Origin of the sequence: Nocardioides sp. (genome assembly GCF_035481145.1) — a bacterium.
Taxonomy (GTDB): domain Bacteria; phylum Actinomycetota; class Actinomycetes; order Propionibacteriales; family Nocardioidaceae; genus Nocardioides.
Genome location: NZ_DATIHB010000014.1, coordinates 1 through 22,690 on the forward strand (window position 1 = coordinate 1; position 22,690 = coordinate 22,690).

General features: G+C 70.9%; 25 protein-coding genes and 1 rRNA gene. 3 read left to right on the forward strand and 23 right to left on the reverse strand.

The features are described from left to right. The 5 genes from VLF38_RS01535 to aroH all read right to left on the reverse strand — a co-directional run. On the reverse strand, positions 1–583 hold a 583-nt coding region (locus tag VLF38_RS01535; protein ID WP_325269528.1), incomplete at its 3' end, for a GTPase. Then, complete coding sequence (locus VLF38_RS01540; protein WP_325269529.1) at positions 580–1,275, reverse strand: lysophospholipid acyltransferase family protein; 696 nt, start codon at positions 1,273–1,275, stop codon at positions 580–582. The genes VLF38_RS01540 and VLF38_RS01535, both read right to left, overlap by 4 nt. Positions 1,276–1,299: 24 nt before the next feature. Then, positions 1,300–1,974, reverse strand: a complete 675-nt coding sequence (cmk, locus tag VLF38_RS01545; RefSeq protein ID WP_325269530.1) for a (d)CMP kinase — start codon at positions 1,972–1,974, stop codon at positions 1,300–1,302. 41 nt (positions 1,975–2,015) lie between these two features. Further along, the gene (locus VLF38_RS01550) at positions 2,016–3,089 is read right to left on the reverse strand and encodes a prephenate dehydrogenase (protein ID WP_325269531.1); all 1,074 of its coding nucleotides are present in this window, start codon (positions 3,087–3,089) and stop codon (positions 2,016–2,018) included. Continuing rightward, positions 3,082–3,489: a chorismate mutase gene (gene aroH, locus VLF38_RS01555; RefSeq protein WP_325269532.1), complete on the reverse strand. Its 408-nt coding sequence runs from the start codon at positions 3,487–3,489 to the stop codon at positions 3,082–3,084. The genes VLF38_RS01550 and aroH overlap by 8 nt, the downstream gene beginning before the upstream one ends. A gap of 86 nt (positions 3,490–3,575) precedes the next feature. Between aroH and VLF38_RS01560 the strand changes: the two genes are divergently transcribed. Beyond that, a complete protein-coding gene (locus tag VLF38_RS01560; protein WP_325269533.1) occupies positions 3,576–4,139 on the forward strand; it encodes an NYN domain-containing protein in 564 nt (187 codons plus the stop codon). A gap of 22 nt (positions 4,140–4,161) precedes the next feature. On the opposite strand, the gene VLF38_RS01565 is transcribed toward VLF38_RS01560, so the two are convergent. The 6 genes from VLF38_RS01565 to VLF38_RS01590 form a co-directional block, all read right to left on the reverse strand. Next, positions 4,162–4,383, reverse strand: a complete 222-nt coding sequence (locus VLF38_RS01565) for a hypothetical protein (protein ID WP_325269534.1) — start codon at positions 4,381–4,383, stop codon at positions 4,162–4,164. A gap of 66 nt (positions 4,384–4,449) precedes the next feature. Beyond that, positions 4,450–5,253, reverse strand: coding sequence for a pseudouridine synthase (locus tag VLF38_RS01570; protein WP_325269535.1), 804 nt, complete (start codon positions 5,251–5,253; stop codon positions 4,450–4,452). Further along, a complete protein-coding gene (gene scpB / locus VLF38_RS01575; protein WP_325269536.1) occupies positions 5,250–5,867 on the reverse strand; it encodes an SMC-Scp complex subunit ScpB in 618 nt (205 codons plus the stop codon). Before scpB ends, VLF38_RS01570 begins: the two co-directional genes overlap by 4 nt. After that, positions 5,860–6,747: a segregation and condensation protein A gene (locus VLF38_RS01580; RefSeq protein WP_414689347.1), complete on the reverse strand. Its 888-nt coding sequence runs from the start codon at positions 6,745–6,747 to the stop codon at positions 5,860–5,862. The genes scpB and VLF38_RS01580 overlap by 8 nt, the downstream gene beginning before the upstream one ends. After that, positions 6,744–7,067 carry a hypothetical protein gene (locus tag VLF38_RS01585; protein ID WP_414689349.1) on the reverse strand — a complete coding sequence of 108 codons (324 nt, stop codon included), beginning with the start codon at positions 7,065–7,067 and terminating at the stop codon, positions 6,744–6,746. The genes VLF38_RS01580 and VLF38_RS01585 overlap by 4 nt, the downstream gene beginning before the upstream one ends. Before the next feature lie 2 nt (positions 7,068–7,069). After that, complete coding sequence (locus VLF38_RS01590; protein WP_325269552.1) at positions 7,070–7,885, reverse strand: ParA family protein; 816 nt, start codon at positions 7,883–7,885, stop codon at positions 7,070–7,072. 441 nt (positions 7,886–8,326) lie between these two features. On the opposite strand from VLF38_RS01590, the gene VLF38_RS01595 reads away from it, so the two are divergent. Further along, positions 8,327–9,250, forward strand: a complete 924-nt coding sequence (locus VLF38_RS01595; RefSeq protein WP_325269538.1) for a methylenetetrahydrofolate reductase — start codon at positions 8,327–8,329, stop codon at positions 9,248–9,250. Positions 9,251–9,256: 6 nt separating this feature from the next. On the opposite strand, the gene VLF38_RS01600 is transcribed toward VLF38_RS01595, so the two are convergent. The 9 genes from VLF38_RS01600 to VLF38_RS01640 form a co-directional block, all read right to left on the reverse strand. Beyond that, positions 9,257–11,803, reverse strand: a complete 2,547-nt coding sequence (locus VLF38_RS01600; protein ID WP_325269539.1) for a DEAD/DEAH box helicase — start codon at positions 11,801–11,803, stop codon at positions 9,257–9,259. After that, the gene (gene xerD, locus VLF38_RS01605; protein ID WP_325269540.1) at positions 11,803–12,729 is read right to left on the reverse strand and encodes a site-specific tyrosine recombinase XerD; all 927 of its coding nucleotides are present in this window, start codon (positions 12,727–12,729) and stop codon (positions 11,803–11,805) included. The genes VLF38_RS01600 and xerD overlap by 1 nt, the downstream gene beginning before the upstream one ends. After that, entirely contained in the window at positions 12,726–13,313 is a 588-nt protein-coding gene (locus tag VLF38_RS01610; RefSeq protein ID WP_325269541.1) for an NUDIX hydrolase, read from the reverse strand. The genes xerD and VLF38_RS01610 overlap by 4 nt, the downstream gene beginning before the upstream one ends. A gap of 8 nt (positions 13,314–13,321) precedes the next feature. Continuing rightward, complete coding sequence (locus VLF38_RS01615) at positions 13,322–15,028, reverse strand: CTP synthase (protein ID WP_325269542.1); 1,707 nt, start codon at positions 15,026–15,028, stop codon at positions 13,322–13,324. Between the two features lie 84 nt (positions 15,029–15,112). Continuing rightward, positions 15,113–16,861 carry a DNA repair protein RecN gene (gene recN, locus VLF38_RS01620; RefSeq protein WP_325269543.1) on the reverse strand — a complete coding sequence of 583 codons (1,749 nt, stop codon included), beginning with the start codon at positions 16,859–16,861 and terminating at the stop codon, positions 15,113–15,115. Position 16,862: 1 nt separating this feature from the next. Then, positions 16,863–17,825, reverse strand: coding sequence for an NAD kinase (locus VLF38_RS01625; protein ID WP_325269544.1), 963 nt, complete (start codon positions 17,823–17,825; stop codon positions 16,863–16,865). Beyond that, a complete protein-coding gene (locus tag VLF38_RS01630; protein ID WP_325269545.1) occupies positions 17,822–18,655 on the reverse strand; it encodes a TlyA family RNA methyltransferase in 834 nt (277 codons plus the stop codon). The genes VLF38_RS01625 and VLF38_RS01630 overlap by 4 nt, the downstream gene beginning before the upstream one ends. Next, the gene (locus VLF38_RS01635; protein ID WP_325269546.1) at positions 18,655–18,879 is read right to left on the reverse strand and encodes a hypothetical protein; all 225 of its coding nucleotides are present in this window, start codon (positions 18,877–18,879) and stop codon (positions 18,655–18,657) included. The genes VLF38_RS01630 and VLF38_RS01635 overlap by 1 nt, the downstream gene beginning before the upstream one ends. After that, entirely contained in the window at positions 18,876–19,883 is a 1,008-nt protein-coding gene (locus VLF38_RS01640) for an HAD-IIA family hydrolase (RefSeq protein WP_325269547.1), read from the reverse strand. Before VLF38_RS01640 ends, VLF38_RS01635 begins: the two co-directional genes overlap by 4 nt. 34 nt (positions 19,884–19,917) lie before the next feature. On the opposite strand from VLF38_RS01640, the gene VLF38_RS01645 reads away from it, so the two are divergent. Further along, positions 19,918–20,991: a DUF1015 family protein gene (locus VLF38_RS01645; RefSeq protein WP_325269548.1), complete on the forward strand. Its 1,074-nt coding sequence runs from the start codon at positions 19,918–19,920 to the stop codon at positions 20,989–20,991. Here the strand turns inward: VLF38_RS01645 and VLF38_RS01650 are convergent. From VLF38_RS01650 to rrf, 3 genes are all read right to left on the reverse strand, one after another. Beyond that, entirely contained in the window at positions 20,969–21,295 is a 327-nt protein-coding gene (locus VLF38_RS01650; protein ID WP_325269549.1) for a single-stranded DNA-binding protein, read from the reverse strand. The genes VLF38_RS01645 and VLF38_RS01650 overlap by 23 nt on opposite strands. A gap of 110 nt (positions 21,296–21,405) precedes the next feature. Next, positions 21,406–22,446, reverse strand: a complete 1,041-nt coding sequence (locus tag VLF38_RS01655) for a tetratricopeptide repeat protein (protein ID WP_325269550.1) — start codon at positions 22,444–22,446, stop codon at positions 21,406–21,408. A 111-nt stretch (positions 22,447–22,557) separates the two neighbouring features. After that, positions 22,558–22,674, reverse strand: a 5S ribosomal RNA gene (gene rrf, locus VLF38_RS01660). Between the last annotated feature and the right edge of the window lie 16 nt (positions 22,675–22,690).

Genomic DNA, 22,690 nt, shown 5'->3' on the forward strand with positions numbered 1-22,690 from the left:
GGCGTGGGCCGCCGAGCTCCTTGCCCTCACGCTCCGGCGGGGGCTCGGGCAGGACGGCGAGCACGGCGTCGAGCATGTCGCCGGTGCCGCGACCGTGCGCTGCGGAGATCGGGAACGGCTCACCGAGGCCGAGGTTCCACAGCGAGTAGGCCTCGGCCTCGAGCGCCTGGTTGTCGGTCTTGTTGGCGGCCAGGATGACCGGCTTCTTCGACTTGCGCAGGATCTTGACGACGGCTTCGTCGTCGTCGGTGATGCCGACGGTCGCGTCGACGACGAAGAGCACGGCATCGGCCAGGCTCACGGCGACCTCGGCCTGCTGGGCGATGTTGAGGGCCAGGCCCTCGGCGTCGGGAATCCAGCCGCCGGTGTCGACGACCGTGAAGGCCCGCCCGTTCCACGCGGCGTCGTACGAGACGCGGTCGCGGGTCACGCCAGGACGGTCCTCGACGACGGCCTCACGGCGACCGATGATCCGGTTGACCAGCGTCGACTTGCCGACGTTGGGCCGGCCGACGACCGCCAGCACGGGCACGGGGCCGGTGTCTCCCTCGTCGTGGGCGTAGGCCTCGTCGTACTCGCTCATGCGTGGTCGTCCTGTTCAACTGGAAGGGTGCCGGGAAGTTCCCGCCCGGTGAGGAGCTTCGCGTCCTCGAGCGCAGCACGGAGGTGCTGGCGCAACGACGCCGTGACCGACCCGACCTGTGACTGGGTCCGCGGCCACGACACCGCCTCCAAACGGTACGGGTCGGCGAAGACCATGTCCAAGCGCGCCCCTCTCGGCGGGAGGCTCGATGCCCCCGCACCCGGCTCACGGGTGCCGAACAGCGTGACCGGGACCACGGGTGCACCGGTCACCAGCGCGAGGTAGGCCGCTCCCCCGTGGATCCGCTCGAGCTCGCCGTCGCCGCGGATTCCCTCCGGGAAGATGCCCACCACGCCGCCCCGGTCGAGCACGGCGAGGCACGAGCGAACTGCCGCCGGGTCGGGGTGCATCCGGTCGACCGGGATCTGCCCCGCAGCGCGGAGGAACGGTGACAGCGGGCCGGCGAAGAGCTCGCGCTTGGCCAGGGCATGCACCGGCCGTGGGGCGAACGCCGCCAGCAACGGGCCGTCGAGGAAGCCGATGTGGTTGCTGGCCAGGATCACCGGCCCCGCCGTCGGAACGCGCTCGGCGCCGTGCAGTCGCACGTCGTACCGCCGGCGGACCAGCCAGCGCGACGCGGGGCGGGCGCGACGCAGGAACCGTGTCGGCGGGACCTGTTCGACGGCGTTCATCGGACCACGATCACCGCGATGCACTCAGCGGACGGCGGCCTCGACGAGCGCGACCACCTGCCCGATCACCTCGTCGAGGGTGTACGGCGTGGTGTCGATGTGGTGCGCACCTTCGGGCATCGTGAGCGGTGCCGTGGCGCGACTGGAGTCGATCTTGTCGCGCGCGAGCAGCGAGGCCTCGACGGCAGCGGCGTCACTGCCGCCCTCCTCGAGGGCACGGCGCGCAGCACGCGCGGCCGGGTCGGCCGTCATGTAGACCTTCACCGGTGCGTCAGGTGCGACGACCGAGCCGATGTCGCGACCCTCGACGACGATGCCGCCGGTGCCGATGATCTCGCGCTGCAGGTGCAGCAGGCGCGCGCGCACCTCGGGCACGGCGGAGACGGGGCTGACCGCACCGGTGACAGCCTCGCCGCGGATCGCCTCGGCGACGTCGGTGCCGTCGACGGTGATCGTGGGCGCGAGCGGGTCCGTGCCCGACACGAGATCCGGCTTGCCGGCCTGCTCGGCGATCGCGGCGGGGTCGGTCAGGTCCACGCCCTGCTCGAGCATGAACCAGGTCATCGCCCGGAACATCGCGCCCGTGTCCAGGTAGCGCAGGCCCAGCCGGTCGGCCACGCCGCGCGAGGTGCTCGACTTGCCCGAGCCCGAGGGTCCGTCCATGGCGACGACGATGGTGGCGAGGGTGCTGCTGCTCATGAGGCGGGAGCCTACTGGTCCCTCGCCCACGGACATCACACCTACTGGTGGAGGGCCCACCCGCGCGCCTCGAGCGAGGCGATCAGCGACTCCACGCGGGCGACCTCCACCACGAGCTCGACCTGGCCGCCGGCGCGGGCCGGGTCGTGGTCGATGCGGACGTCCTCGACGTTGACGCCTGCGTCGCCGACGTCGACGAAGAGGCGCGCCAGCTCGCCCGGGTGGTCGGGAACGTGCACGAAGACGGAGCCCATCGGGCGCACGGGACCTCCGTGCTTGCCCGGGATCGCCCGGGTGCCTGCGACGCCGTTGGCGAGGACCTCCTGCAGCGCGTCGCGGTCGTCACTGCGGATGGCGGCCTCGAGCAGGTCGAGGTCGGCGCGGATCTGGCCGAGCAGCTCGAGGATCGCCGGTGCGTTGGCGGGGACGATCTGCAGCCACATGCCCGGATCGGTGCCGGCCACGCGGGTGACGTCACGGACACCAGGTCCCGAGAGCGACAGGTGGCCCTCCGGCGCCTCAGCGAGGCGACCGGCGACCAGTGCCGACATCAGGTGCGGCACGTGGCTGGTGCGGGCAACCGCGCGGTCGTGGTCCTCCGGGTCGAACGCGAGTGGCATCGCGCCGGTCAGTGCGACCAGCTCCTCGACGAGCGCACGTGCCGTGGCCGCAGTGGTCGCATGCGGCGTGATCGCCCACGGACGCCCCTCGAAGAGCGACGCGGAGGCGGTGAGCGGACCGCTGTGCTGGGTCCCCGCCATCGGGTGGCTGCCGCAGTAGCGCTCCACCGCGGCATGGCCGGCAACGGTCCCGAGCGGACCCGACTTCACGCTGCCGACGTCGGTGACGACAGCCGTCGCGTGCGTCTGGAGCGCGGTGACGATCACGTCGCCCAGGTGGTCCGGTGGGACCGCGACGACCACGAGCTGCGGCTCGGACTCGGCACCCGTGACGGGAACGCCTGCACCGAGGCCGCTCGCCGTACGGAGGTTGTCGGGGTTGAGGTCCTCGAGCTGTACGTCGAGGCCGCGCGCGCGGAGGGCCAGGCCGATCGACGCGCCGAGCAGGCCCGCACCGATGATCCGGACCGGGCCGACGAGCGCGCCGTCAGCCATCCGCGGACTCGACGCGTGCCTCGTCGGGGACCTCACGCACCTTGGTCAGGTCACGACGGAGGTTCGCCGCACCATGGAGGTAGACGTGGGTGACGTCGGCGCGGGGCAGGTCGGTCTCGACGTGCGCCATCATCCGCACCACCCGCGGCATCGACCCCTCGATCTCGAGCTCTCGCGCACAGACGAGCGGGACGTCGTGGAAGCCGAGGACGCGCGCGGCGTACGCCGGGAACTCGCTGGTCAGGTCGGAGGTCGAGGTGAAGATGATGGAGATGAAGTCGTCGACGGCGATGCCGTTGGCCTCCATCACGCCGCGCACCATCTCGGCGACCCGGTCGAGCATCTGCTCGCGGGTGTCGCTGTCGAGCTGGGTGGCGCCTCGCACCGCGCGCACTGCCACGGGTCCTCCTCGGGTCACGGTTTTCCGACGCGCAAACCCTAGCGGGCGCAGCCGCGGGCAGGGGGCCGGCGCAGTAGGGTCCGGACATGGCCGACGGAAACCGCACCACCTATGTCCTCGTCGACGGCGAGAACATCGACGCCACGCTCGGCGGCAACATCCTGGGCCGGCGTCCGCGTGCCGACGAACGTCCGCGCTGGGACCGCGTGCTCCAGTTCGCCGAGGAGCGGTGGAAGCAGCCGGCCCAGGGCCTCTTCTTCCTCGCGGCCAACAACGAGCTGCCGATGGCCTTCGTGCAGGCGCTCATCGCGATCGGCTACCGGCCCGTCCCGCTCTCCGGCGCACCCGGCGAGAAGGTCGTCGACATCGCCATCCAGCGCACCCTCGACGCGCTCCAGGATCGCGACGACGACGTCATCCTGGTCAGCAACGACGGTGACTTCGTCGACGAGATCGACGAGCTGCTCGACGGTCGCCGGGTCGGCGTCGCGGGCTTCACGGAGTTCCGCAACGGCGGGTTCCAGCAGCTCGTCAGCGCCGGGCTGCAGACCTTCGACCTGGAGTACGACGTCCAGGCGTTCAACGAGCCGCTGCCCCGCATCCGGATCATCCCGATCCACGAGTTCGACCCGGCGCAGTTCCTGCTCTGACCGTCGCGCGCCGGGTGGGCTCCTAGAGGAGCTCCATCCGGGCGTAGGGGCTGGTCACCCGGACCTTCTGCGACCCGAAGTCGACGGTCACGGCGTGCGGCTCGACGCTGACCACCCGGCCGAGGCCATAGGTGTCGTGCGAGATCCGGTCGTCGAGGGCGTAAGCAACGATCGGCACCTCGACCTTCGGCGCGAAGGGGCTGGAGGCGAGGTGGCGCGGACCGCGCGCCGACATGGTGCTCATTGCCTCCAGTATGCGCTCTCGGCGGCACATTCCTTGCATGCCGCCGGAACCTGCTCCCGGCTGGGCTCAGAGACCGACGCCGTCGAGCAGCGCGCCGAGCTCGTCGTCGGAGAGCTCGCGGACCTTGCCGGTCTGGAGACCGGCCAGGGTGACCGGACCGAACGACGTGCGGGTGAGGCGGCGTACGGGATGACCGACGGAGTCCAGCAGGCGCCGCACGATCCGGTTGCGCCCCTCGTGGATGGTCAGCTCGACGATCGAGCGGCCGGTCGGGTTGCCCTTCGGCCCCGCGACCAGCCGGACGTGGCTGGGATGCACCGGGCCGTCGTCGAGCTCGACGCCGGAGCGCAGCTTCTTCAGCGTGGCCGGCCAGACGTCGCCGTCGACCTCGGCGACATAGGTCTTGTCCACCTCGTACGACGGGTGCGCCATGCGGTGGGCGAACTCGCCGTCGTTGGTCAGCAGGATCAGGCCGGAGGTGTCGGTGTCGAGGCGCCCCACGTGGAAGAGCCGCTCGGGGCGGTCCTCGACGAACTCGGTCAGGGTACGGCGCCCCTCGGGGTCGCTCATCGTGGAGACGACGCCACGCGGCTTGTTGAGCACCAGGTAGACGTGGGCGGAGACCGGGGGCAGCCGCTTGCCGTCGACATGGATCACGGCGGTGGCCGGGTCGACCTTGGTGCCCAGCTTGCTGACGACCTCGCCGTCGACCTCGACGAGCCCTTCCAGCATGAGCTCCTCACACTTGCGTCGCGACGCGACGCCGGACTGTGCCAGGAACTTCTGCAGGCGGACCAGGCCCTCGTCGTCGGTCTCGACCTGGGAGCGCGTGAAGCGGTTGGTCTCGCCGCTCGCTGCCCCGCCTGTCATGCGCTGCCCTCGGCGAAGGCGGCTGCGAGCTCGTCCTCGAGGTCGTCCATCTCCGGGAGGAAGGGAGCGAGCTCGGGCAGCTCCTCCAGTGAGGTGACGCCGATCCGCTCGAGGAAGTAGCTCGTGGTGCGGTAGAGGTTGGCCCCCGTCTGGTCGTCGCTGCCGGCCTCCTCGACCAGGCCGCGCGACAGAAGGGTGCGCATGACGCCGTCGACGTTGACGCCGCGGATCGCGGAGACGCGGGCGCGCGACACGGGCTGCTTGTAGGCGACCACCGCGAGCGTCTCGAGAGCGGCCTGCGTCAGGCGCGCCTGCTGGCCGTCGAGGACGAAGGCCTCGACCACGGCGGCGTACTCCTCGCGCGTGTAGAAACGCCAGCCACCGGCGACGTTGCGCAGCTCGAAGCCGCGCCCCTGATCGGTGTACTCCTCGGCGAGGGTCTGCAGCGCGCCCACGACCTCCTCCACCGGGTAGCCCACAGCGGAGGCGAGCGTCATCGTGTCGAGCGGCTGGTCGGCGATCATCAGGATCGCCTCGAGCGCGGGGTTGAGGTCAGCGACGGCGACCGACAGGGTCGTCTCCTCGTTGCTCGCGCCTGTCGAAGCCTCAGTCATCGCTCTCCTCCGGGAGGGGTACGTCGTCGGTCGGGTCGACGGGGGCACCGTCGAACTCGTCGATCTCGAAATCAGTGTCGTCGTCGCCGGTCCACCGCACGGACAGGTCACCCAGTGGCGAGACCTGGTCGAAGGCGATCGCCCCCTCGCGGTAGAGCTCGAGCAGCGACAGGAACCGGGCGACCCGGGTCAGGGTGTCGGGAGCGTCTCCACAGAGCGCGCGGAAGGTCAGCGTGCCGGAGCGCTTCAGCCGCTCGACGACGAGGGTGGCCTGCTCGCGGACGGAGACGGTGTTCTGGTGGATGTGCTGCGTCGGCAGCGCCAGCACCGGCTTGGGCGCCATCGCCTTCGCAGCGAGCGCAGCGAACTGCTCCAGCCCGATGCCGATCAGCACCTCCGGGAGCAGGGACGCGAAACGCTCCTCGAGACCGACTGCCCGCGGGTGGCGCTTCTCCTCCCCCGCCATCCGTGCCTCGAAGACACCAGCCACCTGCTTGAACGCCTTGTACTGCAGGAGCCGGGCGAAGAGCAGGTCGCGCGCATCGAGGAGGGCGAGGTCCTCCTCGTCCTCGACGTCACCCTGCGGGAGCAGGCGCGCAGCCTTGAGGTCGAGCAGCGTCGAGGCGACCAGCAGGAACGACGTCGTCTGCTCGAGGTCCCACTCCTGGCCCCCCGCCTTCACGTGCGCGATGAACTCGTCGGTCACCCGCGAGAGGGCGACCTCGGTGATGTCGAGCTTGTGCTTGGAGATCAGGGACAGCAGCAGGTCGAACGGGCCCTCGAAGTTGTCGAGCCGGACCTCGAAGCCGGCCGCCTCCGCGGCCCCCTCGATCGTCTCCGCCGGGGCAGGGCTGGTCGGAGCCTCGGGGGCAGTGGTCACCGGGCCCTCAGGCGGCGCACGAGAGCGGAGTCCTCGCCGTGGGCCTCGAACTCCGCGAGCACCAGTGCGACCGCCTCGCGGACGACGCGGCCACGGTCGGCGGCGATGCCGTGCTCACGGCGCAGCACCAGCCGGGTGTGCTCGATGTCCATCAGCTCGTCGGAGGTGATGTAGACCGTCATCTTCTCGTCGTGCCGCACCCGGCCCGAGGAGCCCTTGCGGGTGGTGCCGGAGGCTGGAGCCGGCTGCTCGGGCGCGGGGTCCGGGACGGCCTGCAGCGACGCGGCGGTCGGACGGAAGAGATCGTCCGCCGCCGGCATGCTCACGCGTCGAGACACCGCGCTGCCACCTCCCGGGCGAGCTGGCGGTACTGGTCGGCACCGGACGACGTCGCGGCGTACGTCGTGATCGGCTCGCCGGCGACCGTCGAGTCGGAGAACTTCACCGTGCGGCGGATGACGGTGTGGAAGACGATGTCGCTCCACCCCTTGACCAGGGTCTCCATGACCTCGCGGCTGTGGAGCGTGCGGCCGTCGAACATCGTGCCGAGCAGGCCGTCGATCTGCAAGCCGGGGTTGAGCCGGCTCTTGACCTTGTCGATCGTGTCCTTGAGCAGCGCGACGCCGCGCAGCGCGAAGTACTCACACTCGAGCGGGATGATCACGCCGTGCGCTGCGGTCAGAGCGTTGACGGTGAGCAGTCCGAGGGAGGGCTGGCAGTCGATGAGGATGACGTCGTAGCGGTCGCGGACGGCGGCCAGCTTGGAGGCGAGCACCTGCTCGCGGCCGACCTCGTGGACCAGTTGGATCTCGGCCGCCGAGAGGTCGATGTTGGCCGGCAGCAGGTCCATGCCCTCGACGTCGGTCTCGACCACGACGTCGTCGAAGGAGGTGCCGGCATCCATCAGCAGCTGGTAGGTGCCGACCTCGATCTCGTTGGGGTTGAGACCCAGGCCGACGGAGAGCGAACCCTGCGGATCGAAGTCGACGAGGAGGACCTTGCGGCCGTACTCCGCCAGCGCCGCACCCAGGTTGATCGTGGTCGTCGTCTTACCGACGCCGCCCTTCTGGTTGCACATCGCGATGACGCGGGCGTTGCCGTGCACGGCGAGCGGCTTGGGATCGGGGAAGACCGGCATCGGACGGCCGGTCGGACCGATCTCACCGGTCTGGGCCGGGGTGGCGGGGGCGGTGGGGAAGGCGCTCACAGTCGCTCCTGCGTCGGTGGGGACCGGCGGTCGGACGAGGGGCGGCATCTCGGTCGCGGTGGTGCCCGTGGGGGTGAATCCGCTCATCAGCCAGCTCTCCTCGAGGTCGTGGTCCGTTTGTCGACACGGCGACAACTCGCCGTGTTGACCGGACTCTAGGCGGGCCCTCCGACAGGTCACAAGGCGGCCCTGCGTTGTCCACCGGCACCCACGAAATCTGTGTACGGCGTGTGGAATCACCCCCGCTCAAGTGCACAGGTTTCCCCTGCCTGTGGAGCAATCTGTGGAGGAAACGCCGCTGCGACGCTGGCACTTCGAGAGACCTGTCGCGTCCGGTCCGGCGGGCTCCTCCGTACGCATAGGGTTCCTGCCATGGACCTCGCCGCCCGCATCCGTGACCGCCAGGGCCGCTTCGTGCTGTTCGCACTGACGCCGCCCCGCCAGTCCACCGCGCCCGAGCGCGTGGCCGAGATCGCCGAGGCGACCAAGGCGAGGCTCCGTCCGCTCGACCTGGACGGTCTGGTCCTCTACGACATCGATGACGAGAGCTCGCGCAACCCGGCCGAGCGACCGTTCCCGTTCACGCCGACGCTCGACCCGGCGGCGTACCTCTCGGAGGACCTCGGCGACTGGGAGACCCCGGTGGTCGTCTACCGGGCGGTCGGCAAGTACCAGCCCGGCTCGCTCGAGGAGTGGGTCGGCGAGCAGGACGTGGCTCGCACGCTCTCCGTGCTCGTCGGCGCCGCCTCGAGCGACAGCCAGCCGGCACTCACGCTCGGCGAGGCGCAGCAGCTCGCCACCACCGCCAACCCGGACCTCCTCCTCGGCGGCGTCGCCATCCCGGAGCGGCACACGCGGCGCGGCAACGAGCACGAACGCCTCCTCGCCAAGCAGGCGGCGGGCTGCCGGTTCTTCGTCACGCAGGTCGTCTACGACGTCAACGCCGCCAAGAACCTCGTCTCCGACTATGCCTACGCCTGCCGTGATGCCGGCATCGCGCCGGTGCCGATCGTCTTCACGTTCTCCGTGTGCGGTTCGATGAAGACCCTGGAGTTCCTGCGGTGGCTCGGCGTCGACGTCCCCCGCTGGATCGAGAACGACCTGCGGCACGCCGAGGACACCCTGCAGGCGTCGTTCGAGCAGGCGCTCGCGGCAGCCACCGAGCTCGTCGCCTACTGCGAGCGGTTGGGCGTCCCGTTCGGCCTGAACATCGAGAGCGTCTCGATCCGCAAGGTCGAGATCGAGGCCTCCGTCGAGCTCGCCTCCCGTCTGATCGAGCAGCTCCGCGGCGCCTGACCGGACTCAGAGGCAGCGCAGCGAGGTGCCCCGCACGACAGCCTCGCCGCAGGCATCGGTGGCGTCGAGGTCGACCTCTGCCTCGATCACCCAGTCGTGGTCGCCCTCCGGGTCCGCGATCGTCTGGACCGCCTTCCAGAGCCGGCCCGTGCGCTCGATCGTCAGCATCTTCGGGCCGCGGGCGTCGCCGTCGGTGCCGATCGCGTCGTGGTCGGCGTAGTAGGCCTCGAGAGCGTCGTCCCAGCGGCTTCGGGTCATCACGACGTCCGCGGGCGGTTCGGTTCGATCGGCTGCGTCGCGTTCGAGCCGCATCAGGCCATCGAGGTCATCACGGGCGCAGAGCTCGACCCGGCGCCACATCGCGTTGCGGATCATCACGCCGAACGCCGCAGTGTCGGTGAGCGCGCGCGGCGGCTTCGGCGGCTCGTGATGGCTGACCTCCGGCGCGACGTGGTCCGGGTGCGCGAGCGCCTCCCACTCGTCGAGCAGGCTCGAGTCCGTCTGGCGCACGGTCTCCCCCAGCCACTCCACCAGCTCCTCCAGCTCCGGGGTCCGCTGCGCGTCGGGCACCGTCTGCCGGAGCGTGCGATAGGCGTCGGTCAGGTAGCGCAGCACCAGGCCCTCGGAGCGCGCCAGCTGGTAGCGGGAGACGAAGTCGGTGAACGACATCGCCTGCTCCCACATCTCGCGGACGATGCTCTTCGGCGACAGCGCGTCCTCGGGGAGCCACGGGTGCTTCGACCGGTACATCTCGAACGCCGCCCCCAGCAGCTCGGCGAGCGGCTGCGGCCAGGTCACCTCCTCCAGCAGCGCCATCCGCTCGTCGTACTCGACGCCGTCGGCCTTCATCTCCTGCACCGCCGCACCGCGCGCGGCGTACTGCTGCGCGAAGAGGATCTGCCGGGGTGCCTCGAGCACCGACTCGATGACCGACACCGTGTCGAGCATGTAGCTGTCGGACGCCGGGTCGAGCAGGTCGAGCACCTCGGTCGCGAAGTGGGCAAGCGGCTGGTTGAGCGCGAAGTCGGCCGGAAGCGTGTCGGTGAGGACATAGCGCCGGCCGAACGCATCGGGCTCGTCGAGGCGGGTGAGCACGCCGCTCGCGACCAGCGACCGGGTCAGCCGGAGTGCCCGGCGGGTCAGGCGCAGCTGGGCTCGACGGTCCTCGTGGTTCTCCTGGAGGAGCCGGCGCAGCGCGTCCGCTGTGTCCTCCTCGCGCGCGGCGACGTTGAGGAGCATCGAGTTGTCGACCTTCATCCGGCTCTGCAGTGGCTCGGAGGTGCCGTCGACCAGCTTGCTGAAGGTCGCCTCCGTCCAGACGACCGAGCCCTCGGGTGGCTTCGACAGCTGGGCCTTGGAGTTCTTCTTGCCGGCGGCGCGGCGCTCCTCCGCCTTCGCCTTGGCCTTCTCGTTGGCGATGACGTGCTCCGGGGCCTGCACGACGACATAGCCGGCGGTGTCGTAGCCCGCACGGCCGGCGCGACCGGCGATCTGCAGGAACTCACGCACCCGCAGGACGCGCGAGCGGCTGCCGTCGAACTTCGCCAGGCCGGTGAAGAGCACGGTGCGGATCGGCACGTTGATGCCGACGCCGAGGGTGTCGGTGCCGCAGATGACCGTCAGCAGGCCCTGCTGGGCGAGCTGTTCGACCAGGCGGCGGTAGCGCGGCAGCATGCCGGCGTGGTGCACGCCGATACCGGCCTTGAGCAGCTGGCTCAGCGTCTTGCCGAAGCCGGCGCCGAAGCGCACGCCCGCGATCCGCTCCGCGATCGCGGCCCGGGACTCGCTGGTCGAGCTCGTCGACACCAGTCCCTTGGCCTTGAGCAGCGAGGTCGCGTGCTCGACGGCGTCCTTCTGCGTGAAGTGGACGACGTAGACGGGCGCCTGCTTGGTCGCGACGAGCTCCTCCAGCGCCTCCGACATCGGCGTCAGGGACCAGGTGAAGTGCAGGGGGATCGGCCGTTCGGCGCCGTCGACGAGCACCGTCTCCCTCCCCGTACGCCGGGCGAGGTCCTCGCTGATCGGCGTGACGTCGCCGAGCGTTGCGCTCATCAGCAGGAACTGTGCATGCGGCAGCTCCAGCAGCGGCACCTGCCAGGCCCAGCCACGATCCGGCTCGGCGTAGTAGTGGAACTCGTCCATCACGACGAGACCGACGTCCGCAGACCGGCCCTCACGGAGTGCGATGTTGGCCAGCACCTCGGCCGTGCAGCAGATGATCGGCGCATCGGGATTGACGCTCGCGTCCCCCGTCAGCATGCCGACGTCCTCGGCCCCGAAGACCTCGCAGAGCGCGAAGAACTTCTCGCTCACCAGCGCCTTGATCGGTGCGGTGTAGAAGCTGACCCGGTCGTCGGCGAGTGCCGCGAAGTGCGCGGCGATAGCCACCAGCGACTTGCCGGAGCCCGTCGGCGTCGCGAGGACGACGTTGTTGCCAGCCAGGATCTCGAGGACCGCCTCCTCCTGGTGCGGATAGAGCTCGATGCCGCTCTTCTCCGCCCACGCCGAGAACGCGTCGTACCCCTGCTCGCTGGCCGAGCCCGTCGAATCCACTACCGCGCCCTCGGGTGTGCTGTCGCGAAGACCTCGCGGAGGTTGTCGACGGTGACCAGCGTGTAGACCTGCGTCGTCGTGACGCTCGCGTGCCCCAGCAGCTCCTGCACAACGCGTACGTCGGCGCCGCCGTCGAGCAGGTGCGTCGCGAACGAGTGGCGCAGCGTGTGCGGCGAGACGTCCTTGGTGATCCCCGCCTGGTCGGCGGCCTTGACCAGCACCGCCCATGCCGACTGGCGCGACAGCCGCCCACCGCGTGAGTTGAGGAAGACGGCGCCCGACGGCGTCTGGGGGCCCATCAGGTCGGGACGGGCGTCACGGAGGTACGCCGACACGGCATCGCGTGCGTAGCTGCCGATCGGGACGAGTCGTTCCTTCGACCCCTTGCCACGCAGCAGCACCTGGCCCAGCTCGAGGTCGATGTCGTCGATGTCGAGACCGACCGCCTCCGAGATGCGCGCACCCGTGCCGTAGAGCACCTCGAGCAGCGCCCGGTCGCGCAGGGCCAGCTGCGTGCCGGCGGCACCCGATGCCTCGAGGATCGCCTCGACGTCCGAGAGCGGGAGCGCCTTGGGCAGCCGCTTGGCCGGGGCCGGGGGCTTGACCGCGGCCGCGGGGTCATGGGTGGCGAGCCCGTCGAGGACGGCGAACTTGTGGAAGCCGCGGACGGCGACGATCGTGCGGGCGGCGCTCGTCGACCCGAGCGGCGGGTGGTCGGCGTCGCCCTCGCGGAGCCGCACGAGGAAGTCGGTGACCGTCTGCTCGGAGATCGCGTCCATCTCCGTCACCGCGCCGGCGGCGAGGTACGCGGCGTACCGGCGGAGGTCGCGACGGTAGGAGCTCAGCGTGTTGGCGGCCAGGCCGCGCTCTACGGCAAGGTGGTCGAGCCAGGTGCGAATCGCGTGGTCGATCGGCGAGGCGCTCACGCCAGGCCCTTCGCGCGCGCCAGCAGCAGCGCCAGCGCGATGGGCGAATCGGCGATCCGGCCGTCGAGGACGGCCGCATGGAGCTCGTCGAACGGGGCGCGAAAGACCTCCATCGCAGCTTCCTCCGCATGCAGCGCGAAGTCTCCCCTGCTCGCCGGGCTCAGGCCCCTCGCCAGGTAGAGGTGGTGCTGCTCGGCACTGATGCCGGGGCTCGCCCAGACGGAGGCCAGGTGCACCCATTCCGCGGCGGCCAGCTCGACCTCCTCACGAAGCTCGCGCTTCGCGACCTCGAGAGGGTCCTCCCCCGGCTCGTCGCACAGACCGGCAGGCAGCTCGACGAACGAGATCTGCGCGGGGTGGCGGTACTGCTGGAGGCAGAGCACCTGTCCGTCGTCATCGATGGCGAGCACGATCGCCGCGCCCGGGTGCTCGACCACGAGGCGCCGGAACGGCTCACCCTCGCCGGTGCCGTCCGCCCCGGGGACCCGCACCGCATCGGCGCGGAGCGCAACCACCCAACCGTCGCGGTGGATGTCCTCCGACGAGGTCACCGGCCACGACTCGGGACGGTCAGCGATCGGCATGGTGGCGGTCAGTCCTCGATGCGGTCGTCGGAGGTCTCCTCGACCTTGTGCAGCTTCGACTCGTCGATCGGGATGCGCAGCTCGCGCTGGCGCGCGATCGCCGCCTTGACCAGGCCCGCGAAGAGCGGGTGCGGCCGGGTCGGGCGCGACTTGAGCTCGGGGTGCGCCTGCGTCGAGATGTAGTAGGGGTGCACGTCCTTGGGCAGCTCGACGAACTCGACGACGTCGAGGTCGGGGTTGATGCCCGAGAAGACCATGCCCGCGTCCTCGAGCTGTGCCTTGTAGGCGTTGTTGACCTCGTAGCGGTGGCGGTGGCGCTCGGTGATCAGCTCCTCGCCGTAGACCTCGTGCGCCAGGGTGCCCTTGCCGAGCTTCGCCGGGTAGGAGCCCAGGCGCATCGTGCCACCGAGGTCACCCGCGCCCTCGACGATGGACTTCTGCTCCTCCATCGTGGCGATCACCGGCTCGGGGGTCTCCGGGTCGAACTCCGTGGAGGCCGCCTTGTCGAGGCCGAGCACGTTGCGGGCGTACTCGATCACCATCGACTGCAGGCCCAGGCAGATGCCGAGCGTCGGGATGCCGTGGGTGCGGGCGTACTGCAGGGCGCCGAGCTTGCCCTCGAGCCCGCGGATGCCGAAGCCGCCCGGCACCAGGATCGCGTCGACCTCACCGAGATTCTTCGCAGCACCGGCGGGGGTCTCGCACTCGTCGGAGGCGATCCACTCGACGTTGACCTTCGCCTCGTTGGCGAAACCGCCGGCGCGCAGCGCCTCGGCGACCGAGAGGTAGGCGTCGGGCAGGTCGATGTACTTCCCGACCAGGGCGACCGTGACCTCCTCCTTCGGGTGGTGGACACGCTTGAGCAGGTCGTTCCAGACCGACCAGTCGACGTCGCGGAACGGCAGGTCCAGCTTGCGTACGACGAGGGCGTCGAGGCGCTCGCGGTGGAGCACCTTCGGGATGTCGTAGATGGACGGAGCGTCAGCAGCGGTGACGACCGCGTCCTCGTCGACATCGCACATCAGCGCGATCTTCGACTTGATGCCCTGCGGGAGCTCACGGTCGGCGCGGCAGACCACGGCGTCCGGCTGGAGACCGATGGTGCGCAGCGCGGCGACGGAGTGCTGCGTCGGCTTGGTCTTCAGCTCCTTGGACGGGCCGATGTAGGGCACCAGGGAGACGTGGATGAAGAAGACGTTGTCGCGGCCGATCTTCTGGCGGACCTGGCGCGCGGCCTCGAGGAACGGCAGCGACTCGATGTCACCGACGGTGCCGCCCACCTCGGTGATGACGACGTCGACCTCGGGGCCGTGCATCGCCAGGACCCGGTCGACGATCTCGTTGGTGATGTGCGGGATGACCTGGACCGTCTCGCCGAGGTACTCGCCGCGGCGCTCCTTGGCGATCACGTTGGAGTAGACCTGACCGGTCGTCACGTTGGCGTTGCCGACGAGGTCGGTGTCGAGGAAGCGCTCGTAGTGACCGATGTCGAGGTCGGTCTCCGCGCCGTCCTCGGTCACGAAGACCTCGCCGTGCTGGAACGGGTTCATCGTGCCCGGGTCGACGTTGAGGTACGGGTCGAGCTTCTGCATCGTGACCCGCAGACCGCGAGCCTTGAGAAGGGCGCCCAGGCTGGAGGCGGTGAGGCCCTTGCCGAGGGACGACGCAACGCCTCCGGTGACGAAGACGTGCTTGGTCTGCGCGGCACTGGCCAAGGGAACTCCCGTTGTCGAATCTCTATCGGCTACGGGGTTCGATCCTATCCCACGAAACGGCCGGAGCGCTCCACAGGCGCGCGCTCACGAGCGACTGGCGCGCGCAGCCTCGAGCAGCTCCTCGGCGTGGGCGAGCGCCGTGTCGGACTCCTCCATGCCGGCGAGCATCCGCGAGAGCTCGCGCGCACGCTCGTCCTCGGACAGGACGGTGAGCCCGGAGGTCGTCACCACACCGTCGGTCGACTTGGCGATCACGACGTGCCGATCGGCGTACGCCGCGACCTGCGGCAGGTGCGTCACGACCAGGACCTGCGAGGTGCGCGCCAGCTGGGCGAGCCGTCGACCGATCTCGACTGCCGCCTTGCCACCGACGCCGGAGTCCACCTCGTCGAAGACGAACGTCGGGACCGGGCTGGTGCCGGCCAGTGCGACCTCGAGCGCGAGCATCACGCGGGAGAGCTCACCGCCCGACGCGCCCTTGTGCAGCGGGCGCGCCTCGGAGCCGGTGTTGGCCGCGAGCAGGAACTCGACCTCGTCGATGCCGTGGCTGGTGTAACGGAGCCAGCGCTCCCCCACCTTCAGCGGCATCTGTCCGGCGTCGTCGGCCGGCTCCTGCTCCTCGGTCTGGGTGACCGCGAGGCTGACGCGCGCGTGCGGCATCGCCAGCAGGCCGAGCTCGGCCGTGATCTCGTCTGCGAGCCGGCCGGCTGCCGCCTGGCGCACCTCGCTGAGGGCGACCGCAGCCTCCGCGAGCCGGTTGCGCAGGTCGTCGCGCTGCTCGCGGAGCGCGGCGATGCGGTCGTCGGTGCCGTCGAGCTCGAGCAGGCGCACCGAGGCCTGCTGCGACCAGGCCAGCACCTCGTCGATCGTCTCGCCGTACTTCCGGGTCAGCGCGACCAGCGCCGCGCGACGCTCGGAGACGACGGCCAGACGGGCAGGGTCGGTGTCGAGCCCCGCGGCATACGACGCCACATCGGCCGCGACGTCGGCCAGCAGGTAGCTGACCTCGGCCAGCCGGTCGGCGAGCGCAGCAGCCTCGTCGTCGTGCTCGCGGACGCCGTCGAGGACGCGTCGTGCGGCCGCCACCGCGCCGAGGGCGTCGGGCTGGTCCTGCTCGGACGAGAGCGCCTCGCGCGCCAGCTCGGCGGCGCCGCGGAGGGTGTCGGCGAAGCCCAGCCGGGCCTCCTCCGACGCGAGGGCCACGTCCTCGCCGGGCTGTGGCTCGACAGCCCCGACCTCCTCGAGGCCGAACCGGAGCAGGTCGGCCTCGCGCGCCCGCTCGCGGGCGTGGGCGACGACATCGGCGAGCTCGCGCTCGGTCGCGCCGAGCTCCTTGTGGAGCTCCCGGTAGGCATCGAGCAGGCCGGCGACCGTCTCGCCTCCGAAGCGGTCGAGCGCCTCGCGCTGCGCGCTGGCCTTGAGCAGGCGGTGCTGGTCGGACTGGCCATGGACCGCGACGAGTGCGTCGGCGAGCTCGTTGAGCTGGGCCGCCGGCACCGACGCTCCGCCGACGAAGGCGCGCGAACGGCCCTCGCTGGAGATGTTGCGGGCGAGGAGCACGCGGCCGTCCTCCACCTCCCCGCCGAGCTCGTCGACGGAAGTGGTCAGGTCGGCCAGGCCCGATGCGTCGACGACGCCCTCGACGCGCGCCGCCTTGGCTCCGCGGCGCACCGCACCCGAGTCGGCGCGGCCACCCATGAGGAGCCCGAGGGCGGTGACGATCATCGTCTTGCCCGCGCCGGTCTCACCCGTGATCGCGGTCAGGCCGGGACCGAGCTCCAGGGTCGAGGACTCGATGACGCCGAGGGACTGGATCCTGATCTCTTCGAACACGTCAGTCGCTTCCGTTCTCGCGCATGCGTCGCTCCGCGGCACCGCGCCAGCCCTCGACCGACAGCCCGAACTTCGCCACCAGGCGGTCGGTGAACGGCGAGTCGTGGAGCCGGACCAGCGGCACCGGGGCGCCGCGGCGGACCTCGATGCGGGCGCCCGGCGGCAGATCGACGGTGCGACGGCCGTCGCACCAGAGCACCCCCGCCCCCTCGTTGGTGGACATCACCTCGACCGCGATGACCGAGCTCGGGGCGACGACCATCGGGCGGGCGAAGAGTGCGTGCGCGCTGAGCGGCACGATGAGCAGCGCCTCGACGACCGGCCAGACCACCGGCCCCCCGGCACTGAAGTTGTATGCCGTCGAGCCGGTCGGCGTCGCACAGACGACACCGTCGGCGCCCCAGCGGGACAGCGGACGGCCATCGATCTCGACGACGAGCTCGAGCATGCGCTCACGGGCGGCCTTCTCGACCGACGCCTCGTTGAGCGCGAAGGTGTTGGCGACGATCTCCGCACCCTGCAGCACCGTGACGTCGACCGTCAGCCGCTCCTCGGTGGTCCAGCGGCGATCGACGATCGCTTCGATCGTGTGCTCGACGTCGTCGGGCTCGGCCTCGGCGAGGAAGCCGACGTGGCCCAGGTTGACCCCGAGCAGCGGCGTGCCGGAGCGATGGGTGATCTCGGCGGCACGCAGGATCGTGCCGTCGCCACCGATCACCACTGCGAGCTCGCAGTGCACCGCGGCCGAGCCGTCGTCCGCCACGACCTCGACGCGCGCTGCCGGGTCGGGCCGGAGCCCCAGGTCGGCGGCCTCGGCCGCGAGCAGGCGCACGACGATGCCGTGTGCCGACAGCGACTTCACGAAGGCCCGCGCGATCTCGCACGCGGCGTCGCGCGTGGTGTTGGCGACCAGCAGCACGCGGCGGACCGCAGGGTCGGCGGCCAGGGCGGGATCTGTGGTCACGAGTCCACCTTCTCAGAAGCCTCTGACGGACGCGCGCCCGTCTCCACCGCGATCTCGGCCGCGCCGATCGTCGCCGACCCTCGGCGCAGCCAGAGGAAGAACTCGACGTTGCCCGAGGGCCCGGGTAGCCCGCTCGTCGCCACCGCACGGGCCCCCCAGCCTCGGCGTGCGGCTGCGTCTGCCACCGCCGTCACCGTCTCTGCCCGGAGACGCGGGTCGCGGACGACGCCCCCCTTGCCCAGCCGCTCCTTGCCGACCTCGAACTGCGGCTTCACCATCAGCGCCAGATCGGCTTCGGGGTCGCAGACGCCGATGAGTGCGTCGAGGACGAGCTCGAGGCTGATGAACGAGAGGTCGCCCACGACGACGTCGACCGGCCCGCCCAGCAGGTCGGGCGTGATGTCGCGGATGTTGGTGCGGTCGTGGACGTGGACCCGCTCGTCGTTCTGCAGGCGCCAGATCAGTTGCCCGTAGCCCACATCGACGGCGACCACTTCGCGTGCGCCGGACCGCAGCAGCACATCGGTGAACCCACCTGTCGACGCGCCCGCGTCAAGGCAACGGCGTCCCTCCACCGACAGGCCGAGCGGCCCGAACGCCGCGAGCGCGCCGGCGAGCTTGTGCGCTCCACGGGAGGCGTAGCCGGGGTCGTCGGGGTCTTCCACGACGTAGACGTCGGCATCGGTGGTCACCTGCGTCGCCGGCTTGGTCGCGACAGCACCAGCGACCTTCACCCGACCTGCCGCGATCAGGTCGGAGGCGTGAGCGCGCGACGTGGCCATCCCACGCCGGACGAGCTCGGCGTCCAGGCGGAGTCGACGGGGCGGCATCAGCCCTGCGGGCCCGGCAGCGTGGGCGGCGTGGGCGGCGTGGGACCGGCGGGAGCGTCGAGCGCCCCGCGCAGCTGCTCATGCGCGCGCTCGAAGACAGCCACGTGCTCGGCAACCGGGACATCGGCCAACCCGGCCAGGCTGGAGATGACTCCGTCGACGGCCGCGTTGCCGGTCTGCGCGACTGCCGCAACCGTGGGCTGTTCGAAATCCTGTTCGGTCATGGGCACCACGGTACCGAACCGTGCACCCGTCGCAACGACACCGGTCGCCCCGTGTCATCGAGATGTCGCCACGAAGCACTCGCGACCACCCGCCACCAGTCGTCTGCGCCGCCGTCGCCGCCAACGACGAGCTCGCCCGCGTCGACCGCTGCCGACCAACCACCGAGCCTCCAGGCAGCGCCCGCAGCCGCCGGAACGTCGTGCGGGACCAGGAGCCCCGACAGGTCCGTCGACACGTACGTCGGCCGGAGCTGGGGCGACGCCGAAACGAGGTCTCGGAGCCCGCTCACCCCGGTCAGGACGAGCAGTGAGTCGACACCCGCGTTGTGCGCACCCTCGATGTCGGTATCGAGGCGGTCACCGACCATGAGCGGTCGGCGGGCGCTCATGCGCCGCACGGTCTCGTCGAGGAGCGGGCGCTCGGGCTTGCCCGCGACGACAGCCGTGCGGCCGCTGAACTCCTCGATCATGCGGACCACGGCACCGTGGCCCAGCCCGACGCCTGAGGCCGTGGGGATGGTCAGGTCGGCGTTGGTCGCGACCCAGGGCAGCCCGTCCCGCACCAGGATCGACGCCTCGAGGATCCGACGCCACGGCAGCTCGGGGCCGTAGCCGGTGACGACGGCCTTGGCAGCCGTCGCGTCGGTCGTCGGCACCAGCTCCTCGGCGAGAAGCGCCTGCTCGACGCCGGGCCCGCCGCAGAGGAACACGACCGCGCCCGCACCGTGGATGTCGCGGAGCAGCCGGGCGCCTGCCTGTGCCGACGTCACGACGTCGGCGGGACCCGATGCGATGCCCAACCGGCACAGGTGGTCTGCGACAGCCGCCGGAGGTCGCGAGGCGTTGTTGGTCACGAAGGCGATCCCCATCCCGCGGTCCCGGGCAGCGCCGATCGCCTCCGGGGCGCCGGCCACCGCGTGGTCACCGACGTAGACGACACCATCGAGGTCGAGCATCGCGAGGTCGTAGCCATCCGCGAGCGGCTCCCCGCACCAAACGAGCACTTGCCGTTCCCCCCTACGATGCACCCTCATGGACATGCCACCGGACTCGGGACCGCAGCTCGTGCTGCGGCCGTTCCGCGCGCTGCGGCTCCGCGAGAGCTTCGTGGGCGCACCAGTGGCCAACAGGATCTTCGCGCGACCCTATCGCTCGGCGGCCCGTCGCCTGCAGGACTGGCAGCGACAGCGCCACGTCCGCATCGATGGCGCGCCGGCCCTCTACATCCACGAGTACACCTCCTCGGGCGTGAGCGTGCGGGGCATCGTCGGCGAGCTGGACGTCACCCGCGCAGGTCCGGCGGTGCTCCCCCACGAAGCGGTGCGACTGGAGCAGGTGGCCGAGCTCGCCGAGCGCATGGAGACCCTTGCGCTGAACCCCGCGCCGATCCTGCTCATGCATCGGGGCGCACCCGCACTGCGCACGGCAGTCGACCTGCTCACCGAGCGGCGACCTGACCTCTCCTTCACCGACCCCGGCGGACAGCACCACCGCATGTGGCGGATCCAGGACGCCGACGACGTGCAGCTGATCGGCACACTCGTGGCGTCGACACGGGCCGTCATCGCCGACGGGCACCACCGTTACGCGGCGGCGCTCGAGCTGGCAGCCGAGCGGCCAGCGACGCAGTGGGAGCAGACGCTGGTCATGCTGGTCGACCAGTCGGACACACCGCTGCAGCTCGGGGCCATCCACCGCTCGGTCGCTGGTCTGGACCTCGAGACTGTGGCCAAGGCTGCGATCCGGCGCGGCGACGACTACCGACCCCACGAGACACGGCGGGATGCCCTCGCGAGCCTCGAGCACGCCGTGGTGCTGCACGACGGCGAGCGGTGGGCCAGCCTGCACCCCCGTGGCCTCCAGCTGCCTGTCTTCACCCTGCACGAAGAACTCCTCCCCGCGTGGGGTGTCGAGGACCGACAGGTGCACCACCACCACACGGCGGGGCAGGCACTCGCCCGTGCCAGCGAGGGGGTCGCCATCCTGCTCCCCGCACCGTCCTTCGAGCAGGTCGCCACCGCGGCACGCGCTGGCCAGCCCTTCCCGCAGAAGGCGACGTCGTTCCAGCCCAAGCCTCACCTGGGCGCTCTCATGCGGGATCTGCGCGACTGAGCACGGCGCGGCGCCCCTCCCGGACCTCGATCTCGACCAGCGGCACGACCCCCGCGGCGGACCGGAAGACGCGTCGGCGCAGCGCTCCGCGCACCTCGACCTCGTCACCCACCGCCCAACGCGACACCTGGCGCCTCAGCTTGCTGGTCCACACTGCGCAGTCCACCCAGTCCGACCCGGGCCGCGACGAGCCTGGGGGCCGCGGGACCGAGAGCCGGAAGGCCACCATTTTGTCGCCACTCGGCAGCACACGCTCCTCGGGTAGGCGGGTCACCTTGCCCGCCAGACGCACGTCGTTGGTCATCTCTCCACCTCCACCTTCATCCCACCCGAAATGACCACAGGCCCGAACCGCGAGGGTCCGGGCCTGTGCAGGGCGCATGTGAGCGCTCGGCTGTGGAGAGAAAGCGGGCGTCAGGCGAGCCGCTTCTCGAGCGCCTCGGCTCGGTCCATGGCGTCGGTGATCTCGTCGCCGTCGATGCCTGCCGTCCGGTGGAACCAGGTCAGCGCGTCCTCGAGACGGCCGGCCGCCTCCAGCGTGTCGGCGTACGCATAGCGCAGTCGCACCACCCACGACGCCCTCGAGCGAGAGCTCAGCGGCGCGAACTCGAGCGTGCGGAGCGCCGCATCGAGCTCGCCGAGGTCGCGGCGTGCGCCGGCCTCCACGATCGTCATCTCGGCCTTGGCCTCCGGCTCGAAGTTCGCCACCGACGGGCTCTTCGCCAGCGTCAACGCGCGGTCCGGGCGGCCGAGGGCGCGCTCACAGTCGGCCATGATCGGCAGGTAGGCGGGCGACCCGTTCATGCGCTTCGCTGCACGGAGCTCGGCCAGCGCCTCGGCGTACTCCCCCGCTGCGTAGGCAGCCTCGCCACACGCCTCACGTACGACGGCGAGCCGCGCAGCACGGGCGCGCGCGGCGAGCGTGTGCTTGTAGGCGGTCTGCGGGTCCTCGTCGATGATGAGTCCGGCCGCCGCGAGGTGGCGCGCGACGCGGAGCGCCAGCTTCTCGGGGAGGCCCTTCAGCTGGGCCTGGACGGAGCGGTCGAGCTCCTTGCCCGTGATCTCCTCGGGGATCTCGGGCCCGTCGTAACGCGACTGCTCCTCCGTGCGAGGACGCTGGTCCTCAACAGGGCGCTTCCAGTCGTCCTTGCGACCCGGGCGCGAACCGGGCTTCCGGTCACCGTACGCGGGCTTGCCGTCCCGGGACGCAGGCTTGCCATCGCGGTACGACGGCTTGCCGTCGCGCGAAGCAGGCTTGCCGCCACGCGCCGGAGCGTCGTCGCGACCATCGCCACGACCAGCAGCGCGGAAGTCTGACTTCCCGCTCCCTCCCCGGCCTGCAGGCTTGCCATCGCGGCTGCCCGGCTTGCCGTCGCGGCTCGTGGGCCGACCGCCACCCTGGGGACGCCCACCACGGGGGGCGTCGGAACGACGGGGACGGGACTGGTCAGCCATGGGGGCAACCTTTCAACACATACGGCGGCGTGCAGGAGTCATGCTCCATGCACAGGTGGTGGACAAAAGACTAGGGGCCCCCGCGAAGGCGGAGGCCCCTAGTGAAAAATTGTCCGGCGACGTCCTACTCTCCCACAACCTCCCGGTTGCAGTACCATCGGCGCTGTCAGGCTTAACTTCCGGGTTCGGAATGGGACCGGGTGTTTCCCTGACGCTATGGCCGCCGAAACTCTATGGAGTTAGA

Bases quoted from the DNA above. Each gene is read 5' to 3' on its own strand.
- VLF38_RS01540 (WP_325269529.1), bottom strand. From the start codon at position 1,275: ATGAACGCCGTCGAACAGGTCCCGCCGACACGGTTCCTGCGTCGCGCC.
- cmk (WP_325269530.1), bottom strand. From the start codon at position 1,974: ATGAGCAGCAGCACCCTCGCCACCATCGTCGTCGCCATGGACGGACCC.
- VLF38_RS01550 (WP_325269531.1), bottom strand. From the start codon at position 3,089: ATGGCTGACGGCGCGCTCGTCGGCCCGGTCCGGATCATCGGTGCGGGC.
- VLF38_RS01560 (WP_325269533.1), top strand. From the start codon at position 3,576: ATGGCCGACGGAAACCGCACCACCTATGTCCTCGTCGACGGCGAGAAC.
- VLF38_RS01565 (WP_325269534.1), bottom strand. From the start codon at position 4,383: ATGAGCACCATGTCGGCGCGCGGTCCGCGCCACCTCGCCTCCAGCCCC.
- VLF38_RS01570 (WP_325269535.1), bottom strand. From the start codon at position 5,253: ATGACAGGCGGGGCAGCGAGCGGCGAGACCAACCGCTTCACGCGCTCC.
- scpB (WP_325269536.1), bottom strand. From the start codon at position 5,867: ATGACTGAGGCTTCGACAGGCGCGAGCAACGAGGAGACGACCCTGTCG.
- VLF38_RS01585 (WP_414689349.1), bottom strand. From the start codon at position 7,067: ATGCCGGCGGCGGACGATCTCTTCCGTCCGACCGCCGCGTCGCTGCAG.
- VLF38_RS01590 (WP_325269552.1), bottom strand. From the start codon at position 7,885: ATGCCGGTCTTCCCCGATCCCAAGCCGCTCGCCGTGCACGGCAACGCC.
- VLF38_RS01595 (WP_325269538.1), top strand. From the start codon at position 8,327: ATGGACCTCGCCGCCCGCATCCGTGACCGCCAGGGCCGCTTCGTGCTG.
- VLF38_RS01610 (WP_325269541.1), bottom strand. From the start codon at position 13,313: ATGCCGATCGCTGACCGTCCCGAGTCGTGGCCGGTGACCTCGTCGGAG.
- VLF38_RS01630 (WP_325269545.1), bottom strand. From the start codon at position 18,655: ATGCCGCCCCGTCGACTCCGCCTGGACGCCGAGCTCGTCCGGCGTGGG.
- VLF38_RS01635 (WP_325269546.1), bottom strand. From the start codon at position 18,879: ATGACCGAACAGGATTTCGAACAGCCCACGGTTGCGGCAGTCGCGCAG.
- VLF38_RS01645 (WP_325269548.1), top strand. From the start codon at position 19,918: ATGCCACCGGACTCGGGACCGCAGCTCGTGCTGCGGCCGTTCCGCGCG.
- VLF38_RS01650 (WP_325269549.1), bottom strand. From the start codon at position 21,295: ATGACCAACGACGTGCGTCTGGCGGGCAAGGTGACCCGCCTACCCGAG.
- VLF38_RS01655 (WP_325269550.1), bottom strand. From the start codon at position 22,446: ATGGCTGACCAGTCCCGTCCCCGTCGTTCCGACGCCCCCCGTGGTGGG.